Here is a 24,111-nt window from a genome sequence, read left to right as displayed (position 1 = left end):
AAAACCACTCGTCCCCAAGCGGGCGCGAAGCGAGGTGCTTATGCTGATCCTCATCTACTGCAGTTATGCGGTTGCCTGCATCTTCGCGCTCTGGAGAGCGGCACGCTGGGTGGACAAGCACCATCCTGCCCTGCGCGACAGCCACCCGCCTCGGCATGACGCGGTGCCAGCCTGCAAGTCCCCGGAAACGGATCTGCCGCCGAGCCAGCGCATCCGCCTGGACATTGTGCCCGCCGGACGCGCCCGCCTGGCGCAACGCCCCGCCGCTAGCGCTGCCGCCAGCATGGTTTTGTAGTCCCCTGGACGATGGCCCCGTATCTGGTCCGTGAGATTCATCCTTGAAAAAACCAGATTACTGTATATATTTACAGTAACTGTATGGATGAACAGTATCTACGGGAGCCACTCATGGAACACCTGGTCCGGGTACAGAACGAATACGACAGGCAGGTCCTGGCCTGGCTGCGCGCACGGGTAGGCGATGCGGCGGTGCAAGCCGCGGCGCAGCGGCTGGCGGGAGACCGCAAGCCATACCTGTCCACGATCTGCCGCAGCCTGAATATCGCGCCACCGGCCCGCCGCACCCTGCGCGCCCAGTCGAACCGGGCCAGCCGGGAGGTTGGGGACCACTACCTTGCGTCGATCCGCGCGCTCCTGGCGCGGCCGGCACCGGCGCGGCGGCATTCGCGGCAACAACCCGCGCAATCCCAACCATCGCAATAGCTAAATCGCCTTCAGTGCGGCGGCGCGGCGGTTGGACATCGAATGATCCGCGGCCAGCCGCTCAACGCTCGCTGTCAAGAAACGCCATCTGCTCCGCAGCGTAGCGGGTGCCGGCCACGGCCTGCTCCGGCACGGCTTGCTCGATCAGGGCCATGTCCGCCGCGGATAGCGTCAGCCGCAGCGCACCCAGCGCGCCTTCGAGCTGCGCCAGCGTGCGCGAACCGACCAGCGGCACCATCTGCAGGCCCAGCTCGCTGCCCTTGGCCAGCACCCACGCAATCGCCACCTGCACACCGGTGGCGCCCAGCCCTTGCGCCACTTGGCCGAGGGCGGCCACCAGCCGCTGGTTGCGGTTCAGGTTTTCTCCGCTGAAGCGCGGCAGGTGGCTACGAAAATCCGCCGGCCCCTGAGGCTTCGAGCCGCCGAGCAGCCCCCGCGACAGCACGCCATAGGCGGTCACGCCAATGCCGAGCGTCTTCAGCAGCGGGAAAATTCTCGCTTCCGGGCCGCGGCTGAGCAGCGAGTACTCGATTTGCAGGTCGCTGATGGGGTGCACCTTGTGGGCCCGCGCGATGATCTCCGGGCCAACCTCGGACAAGCCGATATGGCGTACATAGCCCGCCTTGACCAGGTCGGCGACCGCGCCGATGGTGTCCTCCACGGGCACCGCTGGATCGTGCCGGGCCAGCCGGTAGATGTCGATGTGATCGGTGCCGAGGCGCTGAAGGCTGTAGGCGGCGAAGTTCTTCACCGCCGCGGGACGGCCGTCCATGCCGAGCCAGCTGTGGTCGGGCGAGCGCAGTGCGCCGTACTTGACCGAGATCAGCGCCTGGTCGCGCCGGCCTTTCAGCGCCCGGCCGAGCAGCATCTCGTTATGGCCCGCACCGTAAAAATCCCCGGTATCCAGCAGGTTGATGCCTGCATCCAGCGCCGCATGGATAGTGGCGATGCTCTGTGCCTCGTCGCTGGCGCCGTACAGATCGGACATGCCCATGCAGCCAAGGCCGAGGGCGGAAACCTGTTGCGGGCCCTGCGTGCCGAGGGCGGTGAAAGCCATGTCTTGGGATTGAGTCATCTCGATCTCACTTCTATCGGTTAGGCGATGAAGTGAGTTTATTGTGCAACCATATGCGAATAAACTAGCATCTATAGAAATCACTGTTTCCGATAAAAAGAACAATCAGCCACACCGCCGCCACTATGCGTATCGACCGTTTCAAGTCCATGGAGGTCTTCGTCCGGGTGGTGGAGCTCGCCAGCTTCTCCCGCGCGGCCACGGCGCTGCACCTGCCCAAGGGACGCGTCACTACCATCATCCAGGACCTGGAAACGCATCTGGGCGTGCGCCTCCTGCATCGCACCACGCGGCGCCTGAGCCTGACCGACGACGGTATGCTCTACCATCAGCGGGCCGTTGCCATGCTGCAGGAAATGAACGAGCTGGAAGCCGCGTTGGGCCATGCCGTGGTAACGCCGGCGGGACGCCTGCGCGTAGACGTGCCGGCCGCCATCGGCCGCCACGCGATTGCGCCGGCGTTGCCGGACTTCTTCCGCCGCTACCCGCAGGTGGTGCTGGAACTCGGCAGCTCGGACCGCCCGGTGGACCTGATTGCCGAGGGCGTGGATTGCGTCATCCGTGGCGGCCTGGTGCACGACGAAAGCCTGGTTGCGCGGCAACTCGGCTCAATGGCGGTGGTAACCTGCGCGGCCCCGGATTACCTGCAGCGCCATGGCACGCCCGCCACGCTGGCGGACCTTGAGCAGCATCATTTCGTGAACTTCTTCTCGGCCAAGACCGGGCGCGTGTTTCCCTTCGACTTCCGGCGCGCGGATGAAGCCCATGAAATCAGCCGGCCGCACTGGGTGGCCGCGAACGATGCCGACACATACACCGCAGCCGCGGTGGCCGGCATGGGCCTGATGCAAAGCCCGGACAACCGTGTGCTGCGCGAGCACCTCGCCAGCGGCCGCCTGGTGCCCGTGCTGCCCGACTGGAATGCGGGAACGTTGCCGATCGTGGCGCTGTATCCGCGCAACCGGCACCTGACGGCAAAGGTCCGTGCCTTCATCGAATGGGCGGCGGCGCTCTTGCAAGCCGAACTCGATCCGACTGCGCCGCCGTGAAGCAGCGGCGCGCCCTCAAACCCGGCGCTGCGCGCGCGCGGCCATCACTTCCTTTGCTGCCAGCGCCGCATTGATGGCGCGCGGAAATCCCGCGTAGGCCGCGAGATGGATGATGGCTTCCACCATTTGCTCCTGCGTGCCGCCCACGTTCAGCAAGCCATGCATATGCACCTTGAGTTGCGGCGCGGCCGAGCCCATCGCTGTCAGCGCGGCCACGGTCACCAGTTCCCGGGATACCAGGTCGAGCCCGGGCCGGGTGTAGATGTCGCCGAAGGCAAACTCGATGATGTAGCGGCCGAGGTCGGGCGCTATGTCCTCTAGCGAGGCCAGCACGTGCTCGCCAGCTTCTCCGTCGATCTCGCGCAAGCTGGCAAGGCCCGTATCGAAGCGCGAGCCGGTGGACACGGGCGCCGGCACCTGCGTGCCGCCATTGACGGCAACGCCCTCCTTCGCGAAGACGGCCCTGCAGGCGGCCACACCATTGAGCGCCGCCGGAAACCCGGCATACACCACGAGATGGTTCATCAGCTCCACCAGCTCGTCCGGCGTGCAACCCGCGTGCAACGCGCCCGCCAGATGGAATTTGAGCTGCGGCTCCAGCCCGCCCATCGCGGCAAGCGCGGCGACGGTGACGAGTTGCCGTTGCCGCAAGTCGAGCCCGGGGCGTGGATAGATTTCGCCATAGACAAAGCCGATCGCCAGGCTCGCCAGGTCGGGCGCGATATCGCGCAACGCATCGAGGATCGAGGGCTCGGTCGTTTGTTCAAGGGCGGCCAGTTGAGCGTGGCCGAGGGACATGGTCTGGGCGTTCATGCGGTTTCCTTTTTTGCCTTGGGTTGACGGTGAGGCAAGCTTAGCCAGCGCGTTCGCACGCCGCCAATGCCTTCGGCGTGATACCTTTCGCGTATCACAAGACAAGCCGGCTAGCCGATGCAAATCCGCCTGGAACTCTGGCAATTGCAGTATTTCGTCGCCGTTGCGGATGAACTGAGCTTTCGCCGCGCGGCAGAACGTTTGTCGATCACGCAGCCGCCGCTGACGCGGCAGATCCAGGCGCTGGAGGACACCATTGGCGCGCGCCTGTTCGAGCGCGATCGCAATGGCGTGGCATTGACCCCGGCGGGAAGCCGCCTGCTGCCCGAAGCGCGCGAGCTGCTGGCCAGCGCCGACGCCCTGCTCACCCGCGCTCGGCAGCGCGCCACTCGCAACAGCGGGCTGCGCCTGGGCATCACTACCGTGTGCGATGCCGCCCTGTTCACCTGGCTGGCGCCGGCATTGCAGGCGCGGGCGCCGGAGGTCCGGCTGCTGCAAAAACGCCAGATCTCGCAGCAGTCCATCGCCGACCTGCGCCGCGGCGCGCTGGACGCGGCGCTGATCGGCCTGCCATCGGCCACCGGCGAGCTGGTGGTGGAGCGCCTGTTCGACGATCCGCTGGTGGCAGCTTTACCGGCCACGCACCGGCTGGCCAGGCGCAAGCGCCTCTCCCTGCTGGAGTTGCAGGACGATCCGCTGTTCTGGGCTCAGCGCAAGCTCAACGCTGCCTACTTCGACCACTACGAGGGCGTGTTCCGCGCGCTCGGCTTTGCGCCGCCGCGCGTGCCGGAACCGGCGGACCACCATGTGCTGCTCGGCCTGATAGCCGATGGCCAGGGCGTAGCGCTGGTGCCGTCCTCCCTGCAAGCGATGGCGCGCACCGGTGTGGTCTACAAGGTACTATCGGCGTGGCCGTGGTCTATGCGGCAGGCAATCCTGCCCCGGCACTGCCAGTGCTTCTGGATACCCTGCGCGCCCGCTATCTCCCGGCGCCGTCTATTCGCCGAAAACGCCATTAAACACCGCTTAATACCACTGAACGCTGCTGAACAGCAGGCCCCCCCGATTTTCTCCGGCTCCGCCCACCCCGCTGGCGTCAGGACTTTCTTGACTTATCAATCCCTATGCATGATAGTTTTCAATATCATGTTCTTGTTTTAAGAACAAAATTCGACTGAAGGATTACCGTGGATCTGGCCGAACTTGAGATTTTCCGGGCCGTGGCGCTTGAAGAAAGCGTCACACGGGCCGCCAAGACCCTGGACCGCGTGCAGTCGAACGTCACCACGCGCGTCAAGCAACTCGAAGAGGAGCTCGGCGTCGCCCTGTTCCTGCGCGACAGCAAGCGTATGACCCTGACGCCGGAAGGCCAGCGTTTCCTGGGCTACACCGAGCGGCTGCTGGCGCTGGCCGAAGAGGCCCGGCAATCCATGCGCAGCGATGTGCCCTCTGGCACGCTGCGCGTGGGCAGCATGGAAAGCGCGGCCGCCAGCCGGCTGCCCCGCCCGCTGGCGCGCTACCACGGCAAATGGCCGGATGTGCGGATCGAGATCCAGACCGGCACCACCCAAGCCTTGATCGATGCATTGCTGGCGCATCGCATCGATTGCGCCGTGGTGGCGCATCCCTCCGAAGGCACGCCGGATGCGCTCGACATGGACATACTCGGGCCGGGCCTGGAGGGCACGTTCCTGTTCTCCGAAGCGCTGCTGCTGGTGCTGCCGCACAGCCACCCGCCGGTGCGCGCGCCGCAGGACATCAAGCTGCGCAGCCTGGCCACGTTCTCGCGCGGCTGCACGTACCGGCAGTGCGCCGAGGCCTGGCTGGCCAGCGGCGAGGGCTCCCGGCTGGCGCTGAACGTGCTGGAACTGCCGTCTTACCACGCGATCCTGGCCTGCGTGACGGCAGGCTCGGCCGTGGCCATCCTGCCGAGGTCGCTGCTCGCCCTGCACCCCGATGCCGCGGACCTGCAGACCGTGCCGGTATGTACCTCGCACACCTTGCTGGTGCGCCGCTCGGGCTTTGCCACCTCAGCGTACGCGGCATTCTTGCAGGAGTTGCAGCATGGTTAGGACCTCGCCCGCCGACGTGGCATCGCGCACCTTGGACCAGGTGGGCAATGCCATGCCGTCCTGGATGCCGTCGCTGGCCGCCGCGCTGGTGATGGCGGTAGGCATGGGCTTCGGGCGCTTTGCATTCACCGGCATGTATCCGCTGATGGTGCGCGACGGCCTGCTGAGCGTCAGCGCGGGCTCGCTTGCCGCCTCCGCCAACTACGCGGGCTATCTCGTGGGCGCCCTCGCGGTCAGCCGCATGCCGCAGCGCGCGGCGCCGCGCTTTTGCCGCATCGCACTCGTCGGCAGCGCCCTGTGCCTGCTGGCGCTGGCAGTGCCAGCCGCGCCCTGGTTCTTCATCGGCGTGCGCTTCCTGGCAGGCGTGCTGAGCGCCATCGCGCTGATCTGCGCGTCGGTGTGGCTGTTCCAGGTGGTTGGCCATCCGCATGGTGCGCCGCTGTTGTTCTCGGGCGTCGGTGCCGGCATCCTGCTGTCCGCCGAGCTGATCGCCGCCGGCAACCTGGCCGGTTGGCACAGCCCCTTGCTGTGGATGGCGATCGGCGGTGGCGCCGCCATCCTGAGCCTGCCGGCATGGCCGTATCTTGGCGGCCACGCACAAGCACGCCAGCCGCATGCCGCCGCCAGCGCCACGGGCGAGGCCAATGCCGGCGGCCCTGGTCCGTGGCCGCTGGTGGCCAGCTACGGGCTGGCGGGATTCGGCTATATCGTCACGGCAACCTACCTGCCGCTCTTTGTGCGCGACGCGCTCGGCCACATCGACCCGATCCATATCTGGGCCGCGTTTGGGCTTGGCGCGGCACCTTCATGTTTTCTCTGGCATGCGCTGCATGGCCGCCTCGGCACGCGGCGCGCGCTCGCGCTCAACCTGCTGGTGCAGGCAGCCGGTGTCATCCTGCCCGCGCTCAGCCACTCGGCCGTGGCCTACCTGGCTAGCGCGCTGCTGGTAGGCGGCACGTTCGTTGGCACCGTGACCATCGCCATGCCCGCCGCGAAACGCGTGGCCCACCGCGTGACATTCAACCTGCTTGCCATCATGACCGCCGCTTATGGCGTAGGCCAGATCGCCGGCCCCCTGGTATCCACGGCGCTGATGGCACACAGCCATAGCTTCAGCGGCCCGCTTGCCGCCGCCGCTGGCACGCTGCTGGCAGCTGCCGCCTTCTGCTTCCTGTGAAGGCCACCCGCACGCCCGGCGCGCCGCACAGAATCCACCCCTTAACGAGGAGCCCGTCAATGAACAACCCGATCCACGCCACGCAACCACGTACGCTGCTCTCCCGGCTCGGCCTCGCCGCGCCGATCATCCAGGCCCCGATGGCAGGCGTTAGCACACCGGCGCTTGCCGCGGCCGTGTCGAATGCCGGCGGCCTGGGCTCGCTGGGCGTCGGCGCCATGGACGCCGAGGGCGCTCGCAAGGCCATCCGCGAGACCCGCGCACTGACGGACAAGCCCTTCAATATCAACCTGTTCTGCCACGCTCCCGCCGTCGCGAACCCGGCGCGCGAGGCGCAATGGCTGGCCTACCTGGCGCCGAGCTTCGCCGAGTTCGGCGCCACGCCGCCCGCCGCGCTGCGCGAGATCTACACCAGCTTTGTCGCCGATGACGCCATGTTCGCGATGCTGCTGGAGGCGCGGCCCGCCGTGGTGAGTTTCCATTTTGGCTTGCCGGCGCAGGCCTGGATCGATGCCCTGCACGCGGCCGGCATCTTCCTGATGGCCACGGCCACCAGCCTGGACGAAGCGCGGCAGATCGCCACTGCAGGCGTCGATGCCATCGTTGCCCAAGGCGTGGAAGCCGGCGGCCACCGCGGCACGTTCGAGCCGCGGGGGCCTGACGAAGGGCTCGGCATCCTGGCGCTGGTACGACTGCTGGTCCGCAATACCGCTCTGCCCGTGATCGCCAGCGGCGGCATCATGGACGGCGCCGGCATTGCGGCGGCCCTGGCGCTGGGCGCGCAAGCCGCGCAGCTCGGCACCGCCTTTGTGGCCTGCCCAGAGACCGTGGCCGACGCGCCCTACCGCGCCGCCCTGCTGGCGGACCAGCCGGCCCGCACCACGCTGACCCGCTCCATTTCCGGCCGGGCCGCGCGTGGCTTCGTCAACCGGCTGACCGCGCTGGGCGAAGCGGCGGAGCACCCGGCGATTCCCGATTACCCCATCACCTACGACGCCGGCAAGGCGCTGCACGCCGCTGCCAAGGCACGCGGCAATGCCGACTACGCCGCGCAATGGGCCGGGCAAGCAGCGCCACTGGCGCGCGCCCTGCCGGCGGCGCAACTCGTGGCGATACTGCGCGAGGAGCTGGCGCAGACGATTGCGGCGCTGAGCGGAGCGGGATTCGGCGCCAACTGAGGGGGACTGCCGAAGCCGGCGGCGCGGGTGTCTTGCTGCTACCATTTCGCCACGCGCACCGGCCTCATGCTGGCCCGCAGCGCCGCTCCCCCTTCTTCCTGACGAGACTGCCCCATGGATGCATTGACTTCGACACTGGCCATTGGCGGCGCGCTGGCGCTCGGCGCGGTCAGCCCCGGCCCTAGCTTCGTGATGGTGGCCCGCGCCGCCATTGCCCGCTCCCGCGCGGATGCGCTCTACATGGCGCTGGGCATGGGGCTGGGCGGCGTGGTGTTTGCCGCGGCCGCGCTACTCGGGCTGAAGCTGTTGCTGGCGGCGGTGCCCTGGCTGTACATGGCGATGAAGGTGGGCGGCGGCATCTACCTGGTGTATCTGGGCGCGCGCATCTGGCGCGGCGCCAGCGCGCCCCTGGCGATGGCGGCCAGCGCGGCGGTGGGCGGCGGCTCGCCCGCCCCGGGGCGCAGCCGTGCCTTGCTGAGCGGCTTCGCCACGCAGCTGAGCAACCCCAAGACGGCGGTGGTCTACGCCAGCGTGTTTGCCGCGCTGTTGCCCGCCCAGGTGCCCGCTTCACTGCTGCTGGCGCTGCCGCTGATGGTCTTTGCGATCGAGACGGGCTGGTACGCCATCGTGGCGATCGCGCTCTCCAGCGCCGGGCCGCGCGCGTTCTACCTGCGCTTCAAGCTGTGGCTGGATCGCGCGGTCGGCGGCGTGATGGCGCTGCTCGGCATCCGGCTGCTCACGTCGCTGCGCCAGTAGCACCGGCAGCGGCACCGCAAGACGCGGGATCTGCCTGGGTCGCCGGAAAGCGCAGCCTGAATACCGTTGTTCCCCCGACTTCGGACTCCACCTCGACGTGCCCATGGTGCAAGTCCATGATGGACTTCACGATGGCCAGGCCGATGCCCGCCGACTCTCCCGAGTTGGCGCGGGCAGGATCGCCGCGAAAAAAGCGGTCGAACAGCTTGGACAGGTGTTCTGGCGCGATGCCGGCCCCGGGGTTGCGCACTTCAATATTGCTGCCCCCAGGGCCTGTGCGCGCCGCCATCACCACCGTCTGCCCAGCGGGTGTGTAGCGGATGGCATTGGCCACCAGGTTGCTGACCGCGCGCCGCAGCAGCAGCGGATCGGCCAGCACCGCGCCCCCGCCATCCACCGCGATCGCTACGCCGCGCGCCTCCGCCAGCCCCTCGAAATAGTCGGACAGCGCGCCAAGCTCGCGCGCCAGGTCCAGGCGCGCTGGCTTGACCGCCACGCGGGCGTTCTCCGCCCTGGCGAGGAACAGCATGTTCTCGATCATGCGGGCGAGCCGTTCGTATTCCTCGATATTGGACGCCAGCAGCGCCTGGTATTCGTCGGCGCTGCGCTCGCTCGACAGCGCTACCTGGCTCTGCCCGAGCAGGTTGCCGATGGGGGTGCGGAAATCGTGCGCAAGGTCCGCGGAAAACTGGGAAAGACGTTCGAAGCCATCCCGCAACCGGTCCATCATCTGCTGCAGGGCCGCCGCCAGCTCCGCCAGCTCGGGCGGCAACTGCGCCGGGGCGATCGGGAGTTCGAGCCGGTGCACCGTGACCGACGACGCCCCGGCGGCGATACGCCGCAGCGGCGCCATGCCGGCGCGCAGCACCACGTAGCCAAGCCCGGCCACGGCCAGCGTGCCCAGCAGACCCGTCAGCAGCAGTTTCGTACGGTAGGCGCGCAGCAACGTGGTGCGGGAAACGGCGCTCTGGTAGAGCGTGAAGGTCAGCGCCTGCCCGGGGGCGCCAGTGCCAGGCCCGACGGGGACCAGTGCCTGCACGCCGTGCACCGGGTAGCCCTGGCGCGTGGTCCAGGCACGGATCGCTTCGGGCCCGAACGGCGCCTCCGGCGCCACCGGCTGCAAGGCGGGCGGCCCTTCGGTGGCGTTCGCGGCAAGCAGCACAGCGCCGCCGGCGGCGCGCACCACCAGCGCAAACTCGTCGTTGCCGGACACCACGCCGCCCACCTCCCGCCAGTTGCTGTCGGGCCGGGCCCCCTGCTCCCTCAGTTCATCGCGCGCGTGCACCGCCTTGCGCAGCAGTTCCGCATCGTCGCGCTCTATCACCTGCATGGCCAGGGCGCGATAGAGGTAGGCCCCGGCGCCGCCGAACACGATTGCGGCAACCAGGCCGAAGGCGAACGCCAGGCGGGTAGTGAGCGAGAGCCTGCGCATCAGGATTGCCGGCATTCCAGCACGTAGCCCATGCCGCGCACGGTATGGATCAGCTTGGGCTGGAAATCGTCGTCCATCTTGGCGCGCAGGCGGCGCACCGCCACATCCACCACGTTGGTGTCGCTATCGAAATTCATGTCCCAGACATGGGAGGCGATCTGGGTACGGCTCAGCACCTCGGTGTGCCGGCGCGCCAGGAAATGCAGCAGGGAAAACTCGCGCGGCGTCAGCTCGATGCGCCGGCCGGCACGTGTCACGCGATGGCGGATCAGGTCGATCTCCAGGTCTTCGATCTCGATGCGATCGGCCTCGCGCGCCGGGCCACGCCGCAGCAAGGTGCGCACCCGCGCCAGCAGCTCGACAAAGGCGAAGGGCTTGGCGAGATAGTCGTCGCCACCCAGCTCCAGCCCGCGCACACGGTCCTCCACTTCATCGCGCGCGCTCAGGAACAGCACCGGCGTGTCCTTGTGCTCGCGCAATTGCTTGAGCACCTCCCAGCCGTTCATGCCGGGCAGCATCACATCAAGGATGACCAGGTCATACGCCGCGTCCAGTGCCTGGTGCAGGCCATCGGCGCCGGTCACCGCCAGGTCGACCACGAAGGACGATTCGGTCAGCCCCTTGCGCAGGTACTCGCCAGTCTTGGGCTCGTCCTCCACCACCAGAATTCTCATGTCCGTCCTCGTCCGTCCCCTTCCGTCCTCATCCGGCCAGTACCGGCAAGCCGCGCTCCGGGCGCCTTGCATGCTCGGATGATAGCCGCTGGCGCGGTGCGCCTGAATGACAAATCTGTAATCGATTCGACAGCGTTCCCGGCCCCCATGGCTTTCTAGAATGCGGCCATCGATCACCGCGGACGCCGCAAGACAGCGGCGGGCGCGGTACGCATCCATCACCCGGGAGTGCAAACCATGTGGATTGTCAGGCTCGCGCTGAGCCGCCCCTACACCTTTGTGGTGCTGGCCTTGTGCTTGCTGCTGGCCGGCCCGCTGGTGCTGCTGCGCACGCCCACCGACATCTTTCCGGCCATCGATATCCCGGTGGTCAGCGTGGTGTGGACCTACAACGGCCTGTCCGCCGAGGACATGGCGCGGCGCATCGTCACAGGCTACGAGCGCTCGCTGACCAACAGCGTGGATGATATCGAGCATATCGAGTCGCAGTCGCTCGCCGGTGTGGCCGTGATCAAGATCTTCTTCCATCCCGGCGCCGACATCAACCGCGCGATTGCCGAGACTTCCTCGGGCGCGCAATCGATGCTGCGCAACATGCCGCCAGGCACCACGCCACCGCTGATCCTGAGCTACAGCGCCTCCACCGTGCCGATCCTGCGGCTGGCGCTGGCCAGCGGCCAGCTGCCCGAGCAGCAGCTGTACGACCTGGGCAACAACTTCATCCGCACGCAGCTGGCCACCGTGCAGGGCGCGTCCGTGCCGCTGCCTTACGGCGGCAAGGTGCGTCAGGTGATGGTGGATCTCGATACACGCGCGCTGCAGGCACGCGGCCTGGCGCCGCTGGACGTGGTCAACGCCATCAATGCGCAAAACCTGGTGCTACCCGGGGGCACCGCCAAGATCGGCGCGCTGGAGTACCGGGTCGACCTGAACGGCAGCACGGCTACCGTGGCCGAGCTCAACAACCTGCCGGTCAAGAGCGGCCCCGGCGGCACGATCTACGTGCGCGACGTGGCCCAGGTGCGCGACGGCTACGCGCCGCAGACCAATGTGGTGCGCCGCGACGGCAAGCGTGCCGCGCTGCTGGAGATCGAGAAAAGCGGCAATACCTCCACGCTGTCCATCATCGCCCAGGTCAAGGCCATGCTGCCGCGCATCATGGCCGGGCTGCCACCGTCGCTGCGTGTGCAGCCGGTCTCGGACCAGTCGGTCTTCGTCACCTCGGCCATCCACGGCGTGCTGCACGAAGCGCTGATCGCCGCCTGCCTGACCGCCGCGATGATCCTGCTGTTCCTGGGCAGCTGGCGCGCCACGCTGATCATCGCGATCTCGATCCCGCTCTCGGTACTGGCCGCGCTGATGGCGCTCAGCGCGCTCGGCGAGACCCTGAACATCATGACGCTGGGCGGACTGGCACTGGCGGTAGGCGTGCTGGTGGACGATGCCACCGTGGCGATCGAGAACATTACCCACCACCGCGAGCTGGGCAAGCCGCTGGAACAGGCGATCCTGGAAGGCTCGGCGCAGATCGCCGTGCCTACACTGGTGTCCACGCTGTCGATTTGCATCGTGTTCCTGCCGATGTTCCTGCTCACGGGTGTGGCGCGCTACCTGTTCGTGCCGATGGCGGAGGCGGTGGTGTTTGCCATGGCGGCGTCCTACTTCTTCTCGCGCACGCTGATTCCCACGCTGGCGCATTACCTGCTGCGTGGCGAACGCAACGGCGCACGCGACGGCGCACGCAATGACGAGCACGACAACACGGCACAGACGCGCAAGCCCGGCCGCCTGCATCGCGCCTGCGCGCGGCTGCAGGCACGCTTTGAACACGGGTTCGAGGGCGTCCGCACGCACTACGCCGCTACGCTCGCTGCAGCGCTGCGCCACCCCAGGCGGCTGGCTGCGGCCTTCCTGGCCTGCTGCGCCGCCTCGATGGCGCTGGTGCCCTTCCTGGGGCAGGACTTCTTTCCGAGCGTGGACAGCGGCGAGATCCGCCTGCACATGCGTGCCCGCACGGGTACCCGCATCGAGGAAACGGCGCGCATCGCCGATGAGGTGGAGAACCGCATCCGCGCGGCCATCGGCCCGGACCAGGTGGCCGGCATCATCGACAACATCGGCCTGCCCGTGAGCGGCATCAACCTGACCTATGACTCCGCGCTGCCGATCGGCACGGCCGACGCCGAGATCCTGGTGTCGCTCAAGCCAGGCCACGGCGCCACGGCGAGCTATGTCGACCAGCTCGGCGCCCTGCTGCCCAAGGCCTTCCCGGGCGTGAGCTTCTCCTTCCTGCCGGCCGACATCGTCAGCCAGATCCTGAATTTCGGGCTGCCGGCGCCGATCGATATCCAGGTGGTGGGCAACCAGCTGGCCGCCAATCGCGCGGTGGCGCAGAAACTGATTGGCCGGTTGCGCGCGGTGCCGGGGCTGGCCGATGTGCATATCCAGCAGCCGGACGACCAGCCTGCGCTGACGGTGGATGTGGATCGCACGCGCGCGCTACAGGCCGGGCTGTCGCAGCGCGAGGTGGCGCAGAACCTGCTGATCTCGCTCTCCGGCAGCGGCCAGACCTCGCCCAACTTCTGGCTGAACCCGCGCAACGGCGTGAGCTATCCGCTGATGGTGTCGGTGCCGCAGGCCGCGATGGGCTCGCTGCAGTCGCTGTCCAACATTCCGCTAGGCCTTGGCGCCGGCACGGCCAGCCCCGGCACCGGCGGCGACCTGCTCGGCTCGCTCGGCAACGTGGTGCGGTCCAGCCAGCAAGGCGTGGTGTCGCACTACAACGTGCAGCCGGTGATCGACATCTTCGGCTCGGTGCGGGGGCGCGACCTCGGCGCGGTCGCCGGCGACATCGGCCACATCGTCGATGCCGCGCGCAAGACGCTGCCGCCCGGCTCGGAGCTGGTGGTGCGCGGACAGGTGCAGACCATGCATGCGTCCTTCGCCGGGTTGCTAGGTGGCCTGGCGATCGCGGTAGTGCTGGTGTACCTGCTGATGGTGGTGAACTTCCAGTCGTGGCTCGATCCGCTGGCCATCATTGGCGGCCTGCCGGGCGCGCTGGCCGGCATGGCGTGGATGCTCTTTGTCACGCGCACCACCATCAGCGTGCCGGCGCTGACCGGTGCCATCATGTGCATCGGCATTGCCACCGCCAACAGCATCCTGGTGGTGAGCCTGGCGCGCGAACTGCGCGCGGCGGGCGTGGCGCCCTTCGATGCGGCGCTGCAAGCGGGCATCGGGCGCTTCCGGCCGGTGGTGATGACCGCGCTGGCCATGCTGATCGGCATGATCCCGATGGCGCTTGGCGCGGGCGACGCCGGCGCCCAGAACGCCCCGCTTGGCCGCGCCGTGATCGGCGGACTGGCCTGCGGCACCATCGCCACGCTGGTGGTGGTGCCCACCCTGTTCGCACTGCTGCACCGCTGGCTTGCCGCGCGCGCGGCAAGCCCCTGTCTTGATTTGCATCCCGCTCTCGGTCTCGACCACAAAGGCCCGGCATGACACGCCCTGTTCCCGACATTTCCCCATCCGCCGCCACCGCCGCCACCACCGCCGCCACCTCTGCCACCGCGGCCGTGGCGCCCGCGCGCGCGGGCCGCCTGCGCACCCGCCTGCTGGTACTGGCCGTACTCGCCGGCGCCCTGGCCGCCGGCATCGTGCCCAGGCTGCAGGCCAATGCCACGTTGTCGGTACGCACCGCCGAGGCTGTCGCCACCACCGTTTCCACGGTGCGGCCCGCCAGCGCGCCGGCGCTGCAGGAGCTGACCTTGCCGGGCGACGTGCGCGCCTTCCAGGACGCACCGGTCTACGCGCGCGTCAACGGCTACCTGCGCCGCTGGTACGCCGACATCGGCACGCCGGTCAGGCAAGGCCAGTTGCTGGCGCAAATCGATGCGCCCGAGGTCAGCGACCAGCTGCGCCAGGCGCACGCCGACGAAGCCATCGCAGCGGCCAACTACGCGCTGGCCAAAAGCACCGCCGAGCGCTGGCAAGACCTGCTCGAATCCCGCTCGGTGGCGCAGCAGGATACCGACCAGAAAGTGGCCGACATGCGGGCCAAGGCCGCCACGCTGGCCTCCGCCCGCTCCAACACGGCACGGCTGGCGCAACTCGCCTCGTACACGCAGATCCGCGCGCCGTTCGACGGCGTGGTGACCGCGCGCAACGTGGACACCGGCGCGCTGATCGATGCCGGCAGCGCCGGCGGGCCGGGCCGCGAGCTGTTCCACCTCTCTGCCGGCACGCGGCTGCGCGTGTACGTGCAGGTGCCGCAGGACGCCAGCGGCATGGCCGGCCCGCAGATGCAGGCGTGGCTGACGCTGCCGCAGTTCCCCGGCCAGCGCTTTCCCGCCACCGTGGCGCGCAATGCCGGCGCCATCGACACCGTTACGCGCAGCCTGCGCGTGGAGCTGGACGTGGACAACGCGGGGGGCCGGATCCTGCCCGGCGCCTATGCCGAGGTCCACCTGAGCGCGCCGCAAACGCGGGCCGGCCTGGACCTGCCGGCCAACACGCTGATGTTCCGTGCGCAAGGCACCTGCGTCGCGGTGGTCGGCGCCGGCGGCAAGCTGGCGATCCGCCCGGTGACCCTCGGCCGTGACTTTGGCTCGCACGTGGAGATCACGGAGGGCTTGCAAGGCAGCGAGCAGGTGGTGGTCAATCCCGGCGACGGCCTGCTGGCGGGCGATGTGGTCCGGGTCGCGCAGGCGGCGCCGGCCACGCGGCGCGCAACCGCGGCCAGCCAGGCAAGGTAGCCCGCCATGCACACTCCCGAGCGTTCTCGTCAAACCCGAGTTCCCGCCGCCCGCCCGCGCCGCAAGACCACCGGCCTTGCTGCTTCGATTCTCTCGTTAGCGCTGGCCGCATTGCTGGCCGGCTGCGCCACCGCGCCGGCCTACCAACCACCCACAGTTGACACGCCCGCCGCGTACAAGGAAGCCGGCGCCAGCGCCGCGCGTCCGGGCGGCCCGGCCGGCATCGCGCCGGACTGGTGGCGCGTGTACGCCGACGCGCCCCTCGACGCGCTGGAAGCCCGCATCGACGTGTCCAGCCAGACCCTGCGCAAGGCGGTGGCCCTGCTGCAGGACGCGCGCGCCCAGGCCAGGGCCGCCCATGCCGCGTACTTCCCCACCGTGACCGCCGGAGCCAGCGTCAACAGCAGCCACACCTCAGCCAATGTGGTGGGCCGCGCTCTCGCCGGCAAGACCGAACCCGGCCACCTGCTGGGCCTGACGGCCTCGTGGGAACCCGACCTGTGGGGCCGCATCGGCAATGGCGTGGACGCAGCCGAGGCGCGCGCCCAGGCTAGCGCGGACGACGTCGCCGCGGTGCGCCTCGGCCTGCAGGCCGAACTGGCTGCCGACTACTTCGGGTTGCGCTCGGCCGACCGCGAGCTCGACTTGCTCGCACGCACCGTGCAAGCCTACGGCACGGTGCTGGAGCTGGCGGACAACCGCTACCGCGGCGGCATCGCCACCGAAGGCGACGTGGCGCAGGCGCGCGCCCAACTTGAAAACACCAAGGCGCAACTGGCCGAGCTGCGCCTGAACCGCGTCCAACTGGAACATGCCGTCGCCACGCTGGTGGGCGAGCCCGTAGCACGCTTCTCGCTGCCGCCGCTGGCTGACACGTCGGTGCAGCCCACCCTGCCGGCCATGCCGGCCGCCCTGCCCTCGCAACTGCTGGAGCGGCGCCCCGACATCGCCGCCGCCGAACGCCGCGTGGCCGCCGCCAACGCGCAGATCGGGGTGGCCCGCGCCGCGTTTTTCCCGAGCCTGCTGCTCGCCGTCGGCGGCGGCCTGGAAAGCACCAGCCTGGCTGGCTGGCTGACCGCGCCGAGCCGCTTCTGGGCGATCGGCCCGGCGCTGGCGGCCACGCTGTTCGACGGTGGCCGCCGCCAGGCGGTAGCCGACAGCGCGCGCGCCCAGTTCGACGCCAGTGCCGCCGACTATCGCGCAAGCGTATTGCGCGGGTTCCAGGAGGTGGAAGACAACTTCGCCGCATTGCATGCGCTGCAGGACGAGGCAAGCAGCCAGCAAGCGGCCAGCCAAGCATCCGAGCGGGCGCTCGCGCTGGGGCTGGACCGCTACCGCAAAGGCGCGGTGGCCTTTCTCGACGTGAGCGTGCTGGAGAGTACCGCGCTTGCCAGCGAACGAGCCGCCGAGGCGGTGCACCGACGCCAGTTGGTAGCGAGTGTGATGCTGGTCAAGGCACTGGGTGGGGGTTGGCAACCGGCCGCTGTAGCGCCCTAGCAGCACGGGCTGCACCGGCTGCACTGGCGGGCCAACATGACGGCAATGTAATGAGACGGTCAGGCCGAGGTCAGCTGCCAAATCCAATACTGGTTACAGCGTTTCATCATCCCGATGAAAGCACCACGGCCCCGGCGGCAACGGGCCACTTCAACCGAAAGAGGTAACGCATCATGAAAGCAATCGTTCGCACCGTCTTGTTGTCCTGCGCCCTGGTTGTGCCGGCACTGTCCTTCGCGCAAAGCGTGCAGGCGCCCGTCACCCGTGCTGAAGTCCGTGCCGACCTGATCCGGCTGGAACAGGCCGGCTACCGGCCGGCCCATGGCGACAACGCCACCTATCCCCAGGACATTCAGGCGGCCGAGGCCAAGGTAGCGGCCGAGGACGCCGCATCCGCCAGCGCTGGCGCCGCCAGCCCGCAACCGCAGGCGCAAGGTCATGTGCAGGCAAGCGCCAACATGTCCACGGGTTCAGGCCAACCCCGGATCGATGCCGTGCGCAGTCCCTTCTACTACGGAGCATGACGCATCCACGCCGCAATACCATGCCAAGCAGCGCGAGCCACAAGACAACCCGATGGTTGAATGACATCGGGTGCCGAGAAAACTAGTGGCTGCTTACAGGAACGCGCGGCTGCGCACAGCCTTGGCCGGCGCCAAAAAAGTGAACTTCAAACCCCTCAGTCTTTTCGTGGCCAGCAGCATTGCCCTTGCTGTTGCCATCGCCGCCATCGGAGGCTGTGCGCTCGTTGAAATGCGTCAGGACGCGCTTGGACGCGCACAAGAAGGGGCCGCCAATCTCTCGCTGATCCTGGAGCGCGATATCGCCCGCAATCTGGAAATCTATGCGCTGTCGTTGCACTCCGTGATCGACGGCGTCAAGGATCCCGAGATTCTCCGGTTGCCTCCCGCCATCCGCCAGCTAGTGTTGTTTGACCGCTCCACGACCGCGACGGACATGGGCTCCCTGCTGGTGACGGACGAGCAAGGCCACCTCGTGCTCGACTCCCGCTCGACCCCTCCCCGCCCCGTCAATCTCGCCGACCGCGATTACTTCAAGGTGCATCGCGATTCGTCCACGGCAGGGCTGTATATCAGCCAGCCATTCCAGCCTCGCCTGTCGGATGGTGGCCAGTCGATCGGCCTTAGCCGCAGGTTGTCGCACGCCGATGGCAGCTTTGCCGGCATTGTCGTCGGCACGCTGCGTATCCACTATTTCAGGAGGCTGTTCGCGGGGACGAAGCTTGGCCCGGGGGGCACCATCACGCTACTGCGGGACGATGGCATCGTTCTCATGCGCCGCCCGGAAGGCCCACGCACGATTGGGCAGAGCATTGCCGGCAGCCCGTCCTTCGCTCCGCTCACGCAAGCCTCGCAAGGCTCCTATGTCGGCATCGCCGCGCTGGATGGCACTGAGCGGCTCTATGACTTCCGCCACGTTGTCGACCGATGACATTTACGCGGAATGGCGCAAAAGGGCATGGCTGCTTGGCGGGCTGATCATCGCCCTCGACATCATGCTCATCGCCCTCTCGATGTTGATTGCCCAGCAGTTCAGGCGCCGGTTGGCGATGGAGGAACATCTGCGGCTCATGGTCAACACGGACGGCCTGACCGGTATCGGCAGCCGGCGCGCCTTGGATGAAGCCGCGGGCATCGAGTGGCGCCGGGCCTGGCGCAACCAGCAGCCCTTGTCCCTGCTCATGATCGATGTCGATCATTTCAAGCGTTTCAACGACCGCTACGGGCACGCGGGAGGCGACGACGCGCTGGCTGCGGTTGCCCGCTGCATTGCCGACAATATCCGCAGGCCTGGTGACTATGCCGCCCGCTACGGCGGCGAGGAATTTGCCGTGCTGCTGCCCAACACCGGCGTGGATGGCGCCATCGCCGTCGCCGAGAAGATTCGCTCGGCAGTCGAGAGCCTGGCGATCCCGAATGCGGGGAGCGCCGACCAGGTACTCACGGTCAGTATCGGTGTGGCCACCACCGAGGGCCGCGCACGTTTCGCAAACCTGCGGGTCTTCTTCAATGCAAGTGACGAAGCGCTGTACAAGGCGAAGGCGTCCGGGCGCAACCGGGTGGCCATCACCGCGGACGAAGGGCAAAGGCGCCAAGTCCATAGCGCGGCCCAGGAGGGCTAGAGCGCAAGGGAAGTTCTCTCGGCCAGGGGCGGGTCACAGACCCGCCCTCCTCGATCCTAGCCGCCTGCGGTCCTGGCAGCGTCTTAGCTGTGCGCGCCGTCGGTGAACGGATCGCGCCGTTCCGTAATGTTTGCGCCCTCTGAATAGACATCGAACCTGCCAGCTTTCGCGCCGTCGGTGTAGGGATCGCGCGGCCCGGTGATATGGGCCTTGCTGTTCGAGCTTGTGGCATCGGTGGCGATGGTGGATGCCTGGGCCAGGGCTGCGAACGATGCCAATGCGGCAATAGCCGCCGAAATCAGGATTTTCATGACGATCTCCAAATGCGGTAGGGATAGCTTCCAGAGCGCATTGCCATGGTGGCTACGTTCGCGCTCGCATGCCGACCGGGTTTCCGGGATATCGATCAACCCTGAGAGTTGGTTCGCCATGCACTAGTAGAACCGCGCGAGTGCCCGCCTTATTCCCGCTAATTGCCTTGCCCTGTCCGCGCCGCCCGCACGAACAGGTTCAGATGCTCCGGCTGCGCGTCGGTGATGGCCCAGAAGTTCATGCCGTTCTGGTGCCAGCGCGCCATCGAGTAGCCGTCGGCCGAATAGGCCACAGGCGCTGATGGGCTGCCCGCCGCCGGGAACACATAGAGATCGATCGGGTGCTGCTGGTAGCGATAGATCAATACGGCGACAGGGCGATGGCCGACATAGTCGACCCGGCCGCCGGCAAGAGGAAAGCCCTGCGCCACCAGGTCGACGACCGGCGGTGCATAGTCGAGCCTGCCGTTGAACCAAGGCTTCACGGTGTGCTGATCGGTTGAAACGACATCGACTGGATGCTGCGACAACAGCGAACGTACGTGACTCGACAGGATCTCTTCGCCCAGCATGCTGGTTCGCGAGGGCTGTACCAAGCCAAGCGCGCCGAACACCAGCGCAGAGGCCGCGATACCTGCAAGGCCACCGCCGGCCCACGCCTGCGCGCGATCGATGGCCAGGTTGCGCCACGAAAACCAGGGCGGACGGCGAGATTTGCGCGACAGCCCGGCTAACACCCGTGCGCGCAGATGCGGCGGCGCGCGATGGTAGAGCGATCCGTCGCTCAGCAGGCTGTGCATCGAACTCACGGTCTTGTCGTCGTTCATGATTCGCTCCCATCGAATGTCCCGGCGCAGGCGTGATATCGCGATAGCTCATGTCCTCCAGCTCACGCAACACCAGCACCTCGCGATATTCGACCGGCAACTTCTCGAGCGCGCGGTGGACCAGGTGCGCATCTTCTTGTCGAACCGCCAGCATTTCAGGATTGCTCCCGATATCGTCGATCCATCCCGGCAGACGCTCGTCGCCGTGCAACGTTTCGTCATAGGGCGTGCCATCGGCCGCATCGCGCCGTCTGCGCCACTCGGTGAACCACGTGTTCCTGACGATGGCAAGCAGCCACGCGCGCGCGTTGTCGCCCCGAAAACTGTCGAAAAAGCGGAAGGCGCGCAAGTAGGCGTCCTGCACAATATCGTCCGCGTCGCTCGCGCTGCCGCTCAACCAACGTGCCAGGTTGTATGCGGCATCCAGATGCGGCAGCGCCACTTCGGAAAAGCGGCGGGCCTCGTCGGTTGCATCCACGGTACCCTCCTGTGCCTTGCCCATGTATGACCGGCCGAGGCGCCAGTTTATTCCCGGGCGGGACTTGCTCACGTGGCCAATCCCGGGAGCAAAAAGGCGCGCCCCACGGCACGCGCGCGTGGGCTACTGCTCGGACAGGAAATCCGGCATGACCTGGGTGAGGCGCAACACGCCCTCGGGATCAAAGTAGAAATGCATCGTCGAGTACGATGCACCGTCAGGCGCGAACCGGTAGCTCCAGACCGTGCGGCGCATGCGCGAGAAGTAGACGATCTCGCCAGGCTGCCCGAAGCGCAGCCGCACATCGCGCATGGTCCACTCACCGATCCTGGCCTGGCCGAACTCCTCGCCGGTCAGCATTTGCCTGACACTCACGACGTGACCACCGGGATCAAGCTCGGCCGCCCATTTGGTTTCGCCTGGCGCGGGATAGAGCCAGCGCTGCGAGCCATCCGGCAACTGATAGATCTCACGCGGCGTGCCCAGCCTGGCCTGCAGTTCGGCCTGGCTGGCGCCCGCCGCAACCGATTGCCACACCGGGGTCGCACAGCCACCCGCCAGGATCGCTGCGGCCAGCGCCAGCAGCGGACTCGCAAAACGCGTGCGAAGCGTCGGTGCGTACTTTGTTGGGACGATGGGAGTCATGCTTGAGCTCCGACGTTAAGGAGAGGGCAGCCACCCGGCCAGCGCAAACGTGTGACCAGGAAGCAGTGCTGAGGGCGCACCGGCGGCGGGACTCCCGATCGCCGGCAGGCTGCTGTGAAACGCCTTGACGAGCCGGACCGCGCTGCGCAGCGCCGAGCGCGGGTGGGCCCGCCACGCTTGCACCTGCTCGCTGCGGCTTTCGCCGGCCAGGCACCAGGCGCAGAAGTGCTCGCAATTGTTGGTAAGGAGCCGGTAGCTGTCCTCGTCCAGCCTGGAGCGTGCCCGCCGCACGACTTCATGGCCCGGGTATCTAGGGGCCATGCTGGCGTCTATCCAGACCTGCTGCCCGGCGGAAAATTGGACAAGGTCGATTTCTTCCACCGGCCCATGGTGCAGCGTGCGGCAATACCCGGCGTATTGCACAACCTTGCCATCGCCCACGTAGATACCGTGGTGACAATAGCCGCAGCGCAGCGTGACAAGGTGGGCGTCCGGCACCGGCGTGGTGCCTGAGGCGAGTTCCGGCCATGCCGGGCTGTGCTCGTCGTTCATGGTCCGCCCCCCCGTTTGTCTTGGCCGCCGCGCCGTGCCGGTACCTGTAGTACTGCTGCGCGGGGAAAGTTATTCGCGCGGCGTTGTCTCGCCAAGGCTCGCGCTGGCCGAAATGCCAGAAATGGCCGAGAAGCCGACGCGCAAGGCACCACTCCTGCATGTCGGCCTTATGCCAGGAGCGTGCGTGACGGCCGCGCTTGGCGCTCGTCATCGCGCCGCCCGCCTGGCGAGCGGAGGCCGCAGATGTCATGATGGCGGGGTGCGGGCGGGGCCAGGTCGGCATCGAAGACCGACGCGCCCGTATTTACCCGCGTAACTCTTGGACGCCGGCGCGGGCATGAAGGCAATAACAAGGAGGAGCGAGATGCAAGGCAGCGAAACGCAGGGGATGTCCCGGGAACGGCTCGGGCGGGTCGAACGGTTCATCGACGAAAACTATATCGCGACCGGCAAGCTGCCCGGCGCCCTGATCCAGGTGTGGCGGCGCGGCGAACTGGCCCTGAACTCGGTGCTGGGCCTGGCTGACCGGGAACGGCAGGTTCCGTTGGCCGAGGATTCGATCTTCCGTATCTACTCGATGAGCAAGCCCGTCACCTCGGTGGCGGTCATGATGCTGGTCGAGGAATGCAAGATCGCCCTGGACGATCCGGTCAGCAAGTACATTCCGGCGTGGGAGAACCTGGGCGTCTACGCCGGGGGCTTCATGGAGAGCTTCCAGACGCGCCCGGCGGCGCGCCCGATGCTCGTGGTCGACTTGCTGCGCCACACCTCCGGCCTGACCTATGGCTTCCAGCAGAACAGCAACGTGGACGCGGCTTACCGCAAGCTGAAGCTGGGCGAGATCGCCACCGACGGCACGCTGGACGACATGATCGAGAAGCTGGCCAAGCTGCCGCTGGAGTTCTCGCCGGGGGAAGCCTGGAATTACTCTGTTTCCACCGACGTGCTGGGTTACCTCGTCGGCAAGGTCAGCGGGATGCCTTTCGAGACCTTCCTGAAGAATCGGATATTCGATCCGCTGGGCATGGTCGACACTGCCTTCTACGTGCCCGAGGAAAAGGCGTCGCGCTTCTGTGCCTGCTACGCCGTCGGCGCGCTGGGTTCGAAGGTGGTATCCACGCGCGGGCCGGTCCTGCAGGACGATCCCCGCGACAGCCCCTACCTGAAGCCGCCCGCCTTCATCTCCGGCGGCGGCGGCCTGGTGTCCACCGCCGCTGACTACATGCGCTTCGCGCGCATGTTGCGGCAAGGCGGCGAGCTTGACGGCGTGCGCCTGCTGGGCCCGAAGACACTGGCGCTGATGACCGCCAACCACCTGCCGGGCGGAGTGGACCTGCCGCGCATGTCGCGCTCGATGTTCAGCGAGGCCACGTACGAAGGCGTCGGTTTCGGGCTCGGCTTCGCCACCACGTTGGCGCCGGCGAGCACGCTGATGCCCGGCAGCGCGGGCGACTTCTTTTGGGGCGGCGCGGCCAGCACCTTCTTCTGGGTCGATCCGCAGGAGGACCTGATCGGACTGTTCCTGACCCAGCTCTTGCCCTCGTCCGCTTACCCGGTGCGCCGCCAACTGCGCACGCTGGTCTACAGCGCGATCACGGAGCCGGGCGCCGCGGCATGATGAGCACCCGGCGAGACGTAAAATACGATCTCGGGCGTAAGGCCAGATGGCCGGTTTCGCGCAAGGTTAAAGTGATGAAAAAGTGATGAAGACGAGAACTTCAATCGTGGCGTTCGTGCTGGCTGCCCTAAGCTCGGTGGCGCACGCGAGCCTGGCTACGGGTGCCCACGCGTTCAAGAACGATGTCAAGACCGCAGGAAAGAAGACCGGGCATGCCGTGCGCGATGCCACGCACGCGGTTGGCCGCGGTGCCAAGACGGCCGGCCACGCCGTTGCCGACGAAACTAGGCACGGCTATCACGCGACAAAGAAATTCGTGACAGGGCACGAATAGCCG

24 protein-coding genes and 1 pseudogene are annotated in these 24,111 nt (G+C 67.6%); 16 read left to right on the top strand and 9 right to left on the bottom strand.

Annotated elements, in window-relative coordinates; translation table 11 throughout:
- Window positions 1-40 precede the first annotated feature (40 nt).
- Together OR16_RS01310 and OR16_RS01305 are read left to right on the top strand one after the other, a co-directional pair.
- On the top strand, window positions 41-295 hold the full coding sequence (locus OR16_RS01310) for a hypothetical protein (RefSeq protein ID WP_006156165.1): 255 nt from the start codon (window positions 41-43) through the stop codon (window positions 293-295).
- 113 nt (window positions 296-408) lie between these two features.
- Window positions 409-723: a hypothetical protein gene (locus OR16_RS01305; RefSeq protein WP_006156164.1), complete on the top strand. Its 315-nt coding sequence runs from the start codon at window positions 409-411 to the stop codon at window positions 721-723.
- Between the two features lie 61 nt (window positions 724-784).
- On the opposite strand, the gene OR16_RS01300 is transcribed toward OR16_RS01305, so the two are convergent.
- Window positions 785-1,780: an aldo/keto reductase gene (locus OR16_RS01300; RefSeq protein WP_006156163.1), complete on the bottom strand. Its 996-nt coding sequence runs from the start codon at window positions 1,778-1,780 to the stop codon at window positions 785-787.
- A 143-nt stretch (window positions 1,781-1,923) separates the two neighbouring features.
- Here OR16_RS01300 and OR16_RS01295 point away from each other — a divergent pair, with 143 nt between their 5' ends.
- Window positions 1,924-2,847 (top strand): LysR family transcriptional regulator, encoded by a 924-nt coding sequence (locus OR16_RS01295; protein ID WP_006156162.1) that lies wholly within the window; start codon window positions 1,924-1,926, stop codon window positions 2,845-2,847.
- 15 nt (window positions 2,848-2,862) lie between these two features.
- Here OR16_RS01295 and OR16_RS01290 read toward each other — a convergent pair whose 3' ends face one another.
- On the bottom strand, window positions 2,863-3,660 hold the full coding sequence (locus OR16_RS01290; protein WP_006156161.1) for a carboxymuconolactone decarboxylase family protein: 798 nt from the start codon (window positions 3,658-3,660) through the stop codon (window positions 2,863-2,865).
- 117 nt (window positions 3,661-3,777) lie between these two features.
- On the opposite strand from OR16_RS01290, the gene OR16_RS01285 reads away from it, so the two are divergent.
- The 5 genes from OR16_RS01285 (at window position 3,778) to OR16_RS01265 (ending at window position 8,843) form a co-directional block, all read left to right on the top strand.
- Complete coding sequence (locus OR16_RS01285) at window positions 3,778-4,821, top strand: LysR family transcriptional regulator (RefSeq protein WP_006156160.1); 1,044 nt, start codon at window positions 3,778-3,780, stop codon at window positions 4,819-4,821.
- A 26-nt stretch (window positions 4,822-4,847) separates the two neighbouring features.
- Window positions 4,848-5,732, top strand: coding sequence for a LysR family transcriptional regulator (locus OR16_RS01280; RefSeq protein WP_006156159.1), 885 nt, complete (start codon window positions 4,848-4,850; stop codon window positions 5,730-5,732).
- Entirely contained in the window at window positions 5,725-6,909 is a 1,185-nt protein-coding gene (locus OR16_RS01275) for a YbfB/YjiJ family MFS transporter (RefSeq protein WP_006156158.1), read from the top strand. The genes OR16_RS01280 and OR16_RS01275 overlap by 8 nt, the downstream gene beginning before the upstream one ends.
- 59 nt (window positions 6,910-6,968) lie before the next feature.
- The gene (locus OR16_RS01270) at window positions 6,969-8,087 is read left to right on the top strand and encodes an NAD(P)H-dependent flavin oxidoreductase (RefSeq protein WP_006156157.1); all 1,119 of its coding nucleotides are present in this window, start codon (window positions 6,969-6,971) and stop codon (window positions 8,085-8,087) included.
- Window positions 8,088-8,201: 114 nt separating this feature from the next.
- The gene (locus OR16_RS01265; protein ID WP_006156156.1) at window positions 8,202-8,843 is read left to right on the top strand and encodes a LysE family translocator; all 642 of its coding nucleotides are present in this window, start codon (window positions 8,202-8,204) and stop codon (window positions 8,841-8,843) included.
- Here OR16_RS01265 and OR16_RS01260 read toward each other — a convergent pair.
- Together OR16_RS01260 and OR16_RS01255 are read right to left on the bottom strand one after the other, a co-directional pair.
- Entirely contained in the window at window positions 8,824-10,290 is a 1,467-nt protein-coding gene (locus OR16_RS01260; protein WP_006156155.1) for a heavy metal sensor histidine kinase, read from the bottom strand. The genes OR16_RS01265 and OR16_RS01260 overlap by 20 nt on opposite strands.
- Window positions 10,275-10,949, bottom strand: a complete 675-nt coding sequence (locus OR16_RS01255; RefSeq protein WP_006156154.1) for a heavy metal response regulator transcription factor — start codon at window positions 10,947-10,949, stop codon at window positions 10,275-10,277. Before OR16_RS01255 ends, OR16_RS01260 begins: the two co-directional genes overlap by 16 nt.
- 237 nt (window positions 10,950-11,186) lie before the next feature.
- Between OR16_RS01255 and OR16_RS01250 the strand changes: the two genes are divergently transcribed.
- The 6 genes from OR16_RS01250 to OR16_RS45110 all read left to right on the top strand — a co-directional run bounded on the left by OR16_RS01250 (window position 11,187) and on the right by OR16_RS45110 (window position 19,343).
- Window positions 11,187-14,450, top strand: coding sequence for an efflux RND transporter permease subunit (locus tag OR16_RS01250; RefSeq protein WP_006156153.1), 3,264 nt, complete (start codon window positions 11,187-11,189; stop codon window positions 14,448-14,450).
- On the top strand, window positions 14,447-15,703 hold the full coding sequence (locus tag OR16_RS44370) for an efflux RND transporter periplasmic adaptor subunit (protein WP_006156152.1): 1,257 nt from the start codon (window positions 14,447-14,449) through the stop codon (window positions 15,701-15,703). Before OR16_RS01250 ends, OR16_RS44370 begins: the two co-directional genes overlap by 4 nt.
- 6 nt (window positions 15,704-15,709) lie before the next feature.
- Entirely contained in the window at window positions 15,710-17,200 is a 1,491-nt protein-coding gene (locus OR16_RS44365) for an efflux transporter outer membrane subunit (protein WP_063709557.1), read from the top strand.
- Between the two features lie 173 nt (window positions 17,201-17,373).
- Window positions 17,374-17,724, top strand: a complete 351-nt coding sequence (locus OR16_RS01235; protein WP_006156150.1) for a DUF4148 domain-containing protein — start codon at window positions 17,374-17,376, stop codon at window positions 17,722-17,724.
- An 85-nt stretch (window positions 17,725-17,809) separates the two neighbouring features.
- Window positions 17,810-18,652: a hypothetical protein gene (locus OR16_RS45115; protein ID WP_237716881.1), complete on the top strand. Its 843-nt coding sequence runs from the start codon at window positions 17,810-17,812 to the stop codon at window positions 18,650-18,652.
- Window positions 18,639-19,343: a GGDEF domain-containing protein gene (locus OR16_RS45110; RefSeq protein ID WP_237716880.1), complete on the top strand. Its 705-nt coding sequence runs from the start codon at window positions 18,639-18,641 to the stop codon at window positions 19,341-19,343. Before OR16_RS45115 ends, OR16_RS45110 begins: the two co-directional genes overlap by 14 nt.
- An 83-nt stretch (window positions 19,344-19,426) precedes the next feature.
- Here OR16_RS45110 and OR16_RS01225 read toward each other — a convergent pair whose 3' ends face one another.
- From OR16_RS01225 to OR16_RS01205, 5 genes and pseudogenes are all read right to left on the bottom strand, one after another.
- Window positions 19,427-19,654: a hypothetical protein gene (locus OR16_RS01225; protein ID WP_006156149.1), complete on the bottom strand. Its 228-nt coding sequence runs from the start codon at window positions 19,652-19,654 to the stop codon at window positions 19,427-19,429.
- 158 nt (window positions 19,655-19,812) lie between these two features.
- Window positions 19,813-20,481 (bottom strand): anti-sigma factor family protein, encoded by a 669-nt coding sequence (locus OR16_RS01220; RefSeq protein WP_006156148.1) that lies wholly within the window; start codon window positions 20,479-20,481, stop codon window positions 19,813-19,815.
- A gap of 34 nt (window positions 20,482-20,515) precedes the next feature.
- Window positions 20,516-20,983: pseudogene (locus OR16_RS40665) on the bottom strand (RNA polymerase sigma factor); the annotation flags it as partial.
- Between the two features lie 99 nt (window positions 20,984-21,082).
- Window positions 21,083-21,604, bottom strand: coding sequence for a hypothetical protein (locus OR16_RS01210; RefSeq protein ID WP_006156146.1), 522 nt, complete (start codon window positions 21,602-21,604; stop codon window positions 21,083-21,085).
- 15 nt (window positions 21,605-21,619) lie between these two features.
- Window positions 21,620-22,156, bottom strand: coding sequence for a lecithin retinol acyltransferase family protein (locus tag OR16_RS01205; RefSeq protein WP_006156145.1), 537 nt, complete (start codon window positions 22,154-22,156; stop codon window positions 21,620-21,622).
- Window positions 22,157-22,520: 364 nt separating this feature from the next.
- On the opposite strand from OR16_RS01205, the gene OR16_RS01200 reads away from it, so the two are divergent.
- Both OR16_RS01200 and OR16_RS01195 read left to right on the top strand, forming a co-directional pair.
- Window positions 22,521-23,774 carry a serine hydrolase domain-containing protein gene (locus OR16_RS01200; RefSeq protein WP_006156144.1) on the top strand — a complete coding sequence of 418 codons (1,254 nt, stop codon included), beginning with the start codon at window positions 22,521-22,523 and terminating at the stop codon, window positions 23,772-23,774.
- An 85-nt stretch (window positions 23,775-23,859) separates the two neighbouring features.
- Window positions 23,860-24,108 (top strand): hypothetical protein, encoded by a 249-nt coding sequence (locus tag OR16_RS01195; protein WP_043417952.1) that lies wholly within the window; start codon window positions 23,860-23,862, stop codon window positions 24,106-24,108.
- Window positions 24,109-24,111 lie beyond the last annotated feature (3 nt).

Source organism: Cupriavidus basilensis OR16 (assembly GCF_000243095.1).
In the GTDB taxonomy this organism is placed as follows: domain Bacteria; phylum Pseudomonadota; class Gammaproteobacteria; order Burkholderiales; family Burkholderiaceae; genus Cupriavidus; species Cupriavidus basilensis_D.
The sequence above is the reverse complement of the archived record's forward strand: the minus strand, read 5'-3'. Positions and strand labels throughout refer to the sequence as shown.

Bases quoted from the DNA above. Each gene is read 5' to 3' on its own strand.
- OR16_RS01310 (WP_006156165.1), top strand. From the start codon at position 41: ATGCTGATCCTCATCTACTGCAGTTATGCGGTTGCCTGCATCTTCGCG.
- OR16_RS01305 (WP_006156164.1), top strand. From the start codon at position 409: ATGGAACACCTGGTCCGGGTACAGAACGAATACGACAGGCAGGTCCTG.
- OR16_RS01300 (WP_006156163.1), bottom strand. From the start codon at position 1,780: ATGGCTTTCACCGCCCTCGGCACGCAGGGCCCGCAACAGGTTTCCGCC.
- OR16_RS01295 (WP_006156162.1), top strand. From the start codon at position 1,924: ATGCGTATCGACCGTTTCAAGTCCATGGAGGTCTTCGTCCGGGTGGTG.
- OR16_RS01290 (WP_006156161.1), bottom strand. From the start codon at position 3,660: ATGAACGCCCAGACCATGTCCCTCGGCCACGCTCAACTGGCCGCCCTT.
- OR16_RS01285 (WP_006156160.1), top strand. From the start codon at position 3,778: ATGCAAATCCGCCTGGAACTCTGGCAATTGCAGTATTTCGTCGCCGTT.
- OR16_RS01275 (WP_006156158.1), top strand. From the start codon at position 5,725: ATGGTTAGGACCTCGCCCGCCGACGTGGCATCGCGCACCTTGGACCAG.
- OR16_RS01270 (WP_006156157.1), top strand. From the start codon at position 6,969: ATGAACAACCCGATCCACGCCACGCAACCACGTACGCTGCTCTCCCGG.
- OR16_RS01265 (WP_006156156.1), top strand. From the start codon at position 8,202: ATGGATGCATTGACTTCGACACTGGCCATTGGCGGCGCGCTGGCGCTC.
- OR16_RS01260 (WP_006156155.1), bottom strand. From the start codon at position 10,290: ATGCCGGCAATCCTGATGCGCAGGCTCTCGCTCACTACCCGCCTGGCG.
- OR16_RS01255 (WP_006156154.1), bottom strand. From the start codon at position 10,949: ATGAGAATTCTGGTGGTGGAGGACGAGCCCAAGACTGGCGAGTACCTG.
- OR16_RS01250 (WP_006156153.1), top strand. From the start codon at position 11,187: ATGTGGATTGTCAGGCTCGCGCTGAGCCGCCCCTACACCTTTGTGGTG.
- OR16_RS44370 (WP_006156152.1), top strand. From the start codon at position 14,447: ATGACACGCCCTGTTCCCGACATTTCCCCATCCGCCGCCACCGCCGCC.
- OR16_RS44365 (WP_063709557.1), top strand. From the start codon at position 15,710: ATGCACACTCCCGAGCGTTCTCGTCAAACCCGAGTTCCCGCCGCCCGC.
- OR16_RS01235 (WP_006156150.1), top strand. From the start codon at position 17,374: ATGAAAGCAATCGTTCGCACCGTCTTGTTGTCCTGCGCCCTGGTTGTG.
- OR16_RS01225 (WP_006156149.1), bottom strand. From the start codon at position 19,654: ATGAAAATCCTGATTTCGGCGGCTATTGCCGCATTGGCATCGTTCGCA.
- OR16_RS01220 (WP_006156148.1), bottom strand. From the start codon at position 20,481: ATGAACGACGACAAGACCGTGAGTTCGATGCACAGCCTGCTGAGCGAC.
- OR16_RS01210 (WP_006156146.1), bottom strand. From the start codon at position 21,604: ATGACTCCCATCGTCCCAACAAAGTACGCACCGACGCTTCGCACGCGT.
- OR16_RS01205 (WP_006156145.1), bottom strand. From the start codon at position 22,156: ATGAACGACGAGCACAGCCCGGCATGGCCGGAACTCGCCTCAGGCACC.
- OR16_RS01200 (WP_006156144.1), top strand. From the start codon at position 22,521: ATGCAAGGCAGCGAAACGCAGGGGATGTCCCGGGAACGGCTCGGGCGG.
- OR16_RS01195 (WP_043417952.1), top strand. From the start codon at position 23,860: ATGAAGACGAGAACTTCAATCGTGGCGTTCGTGCTGGCTGCCCTAAGC.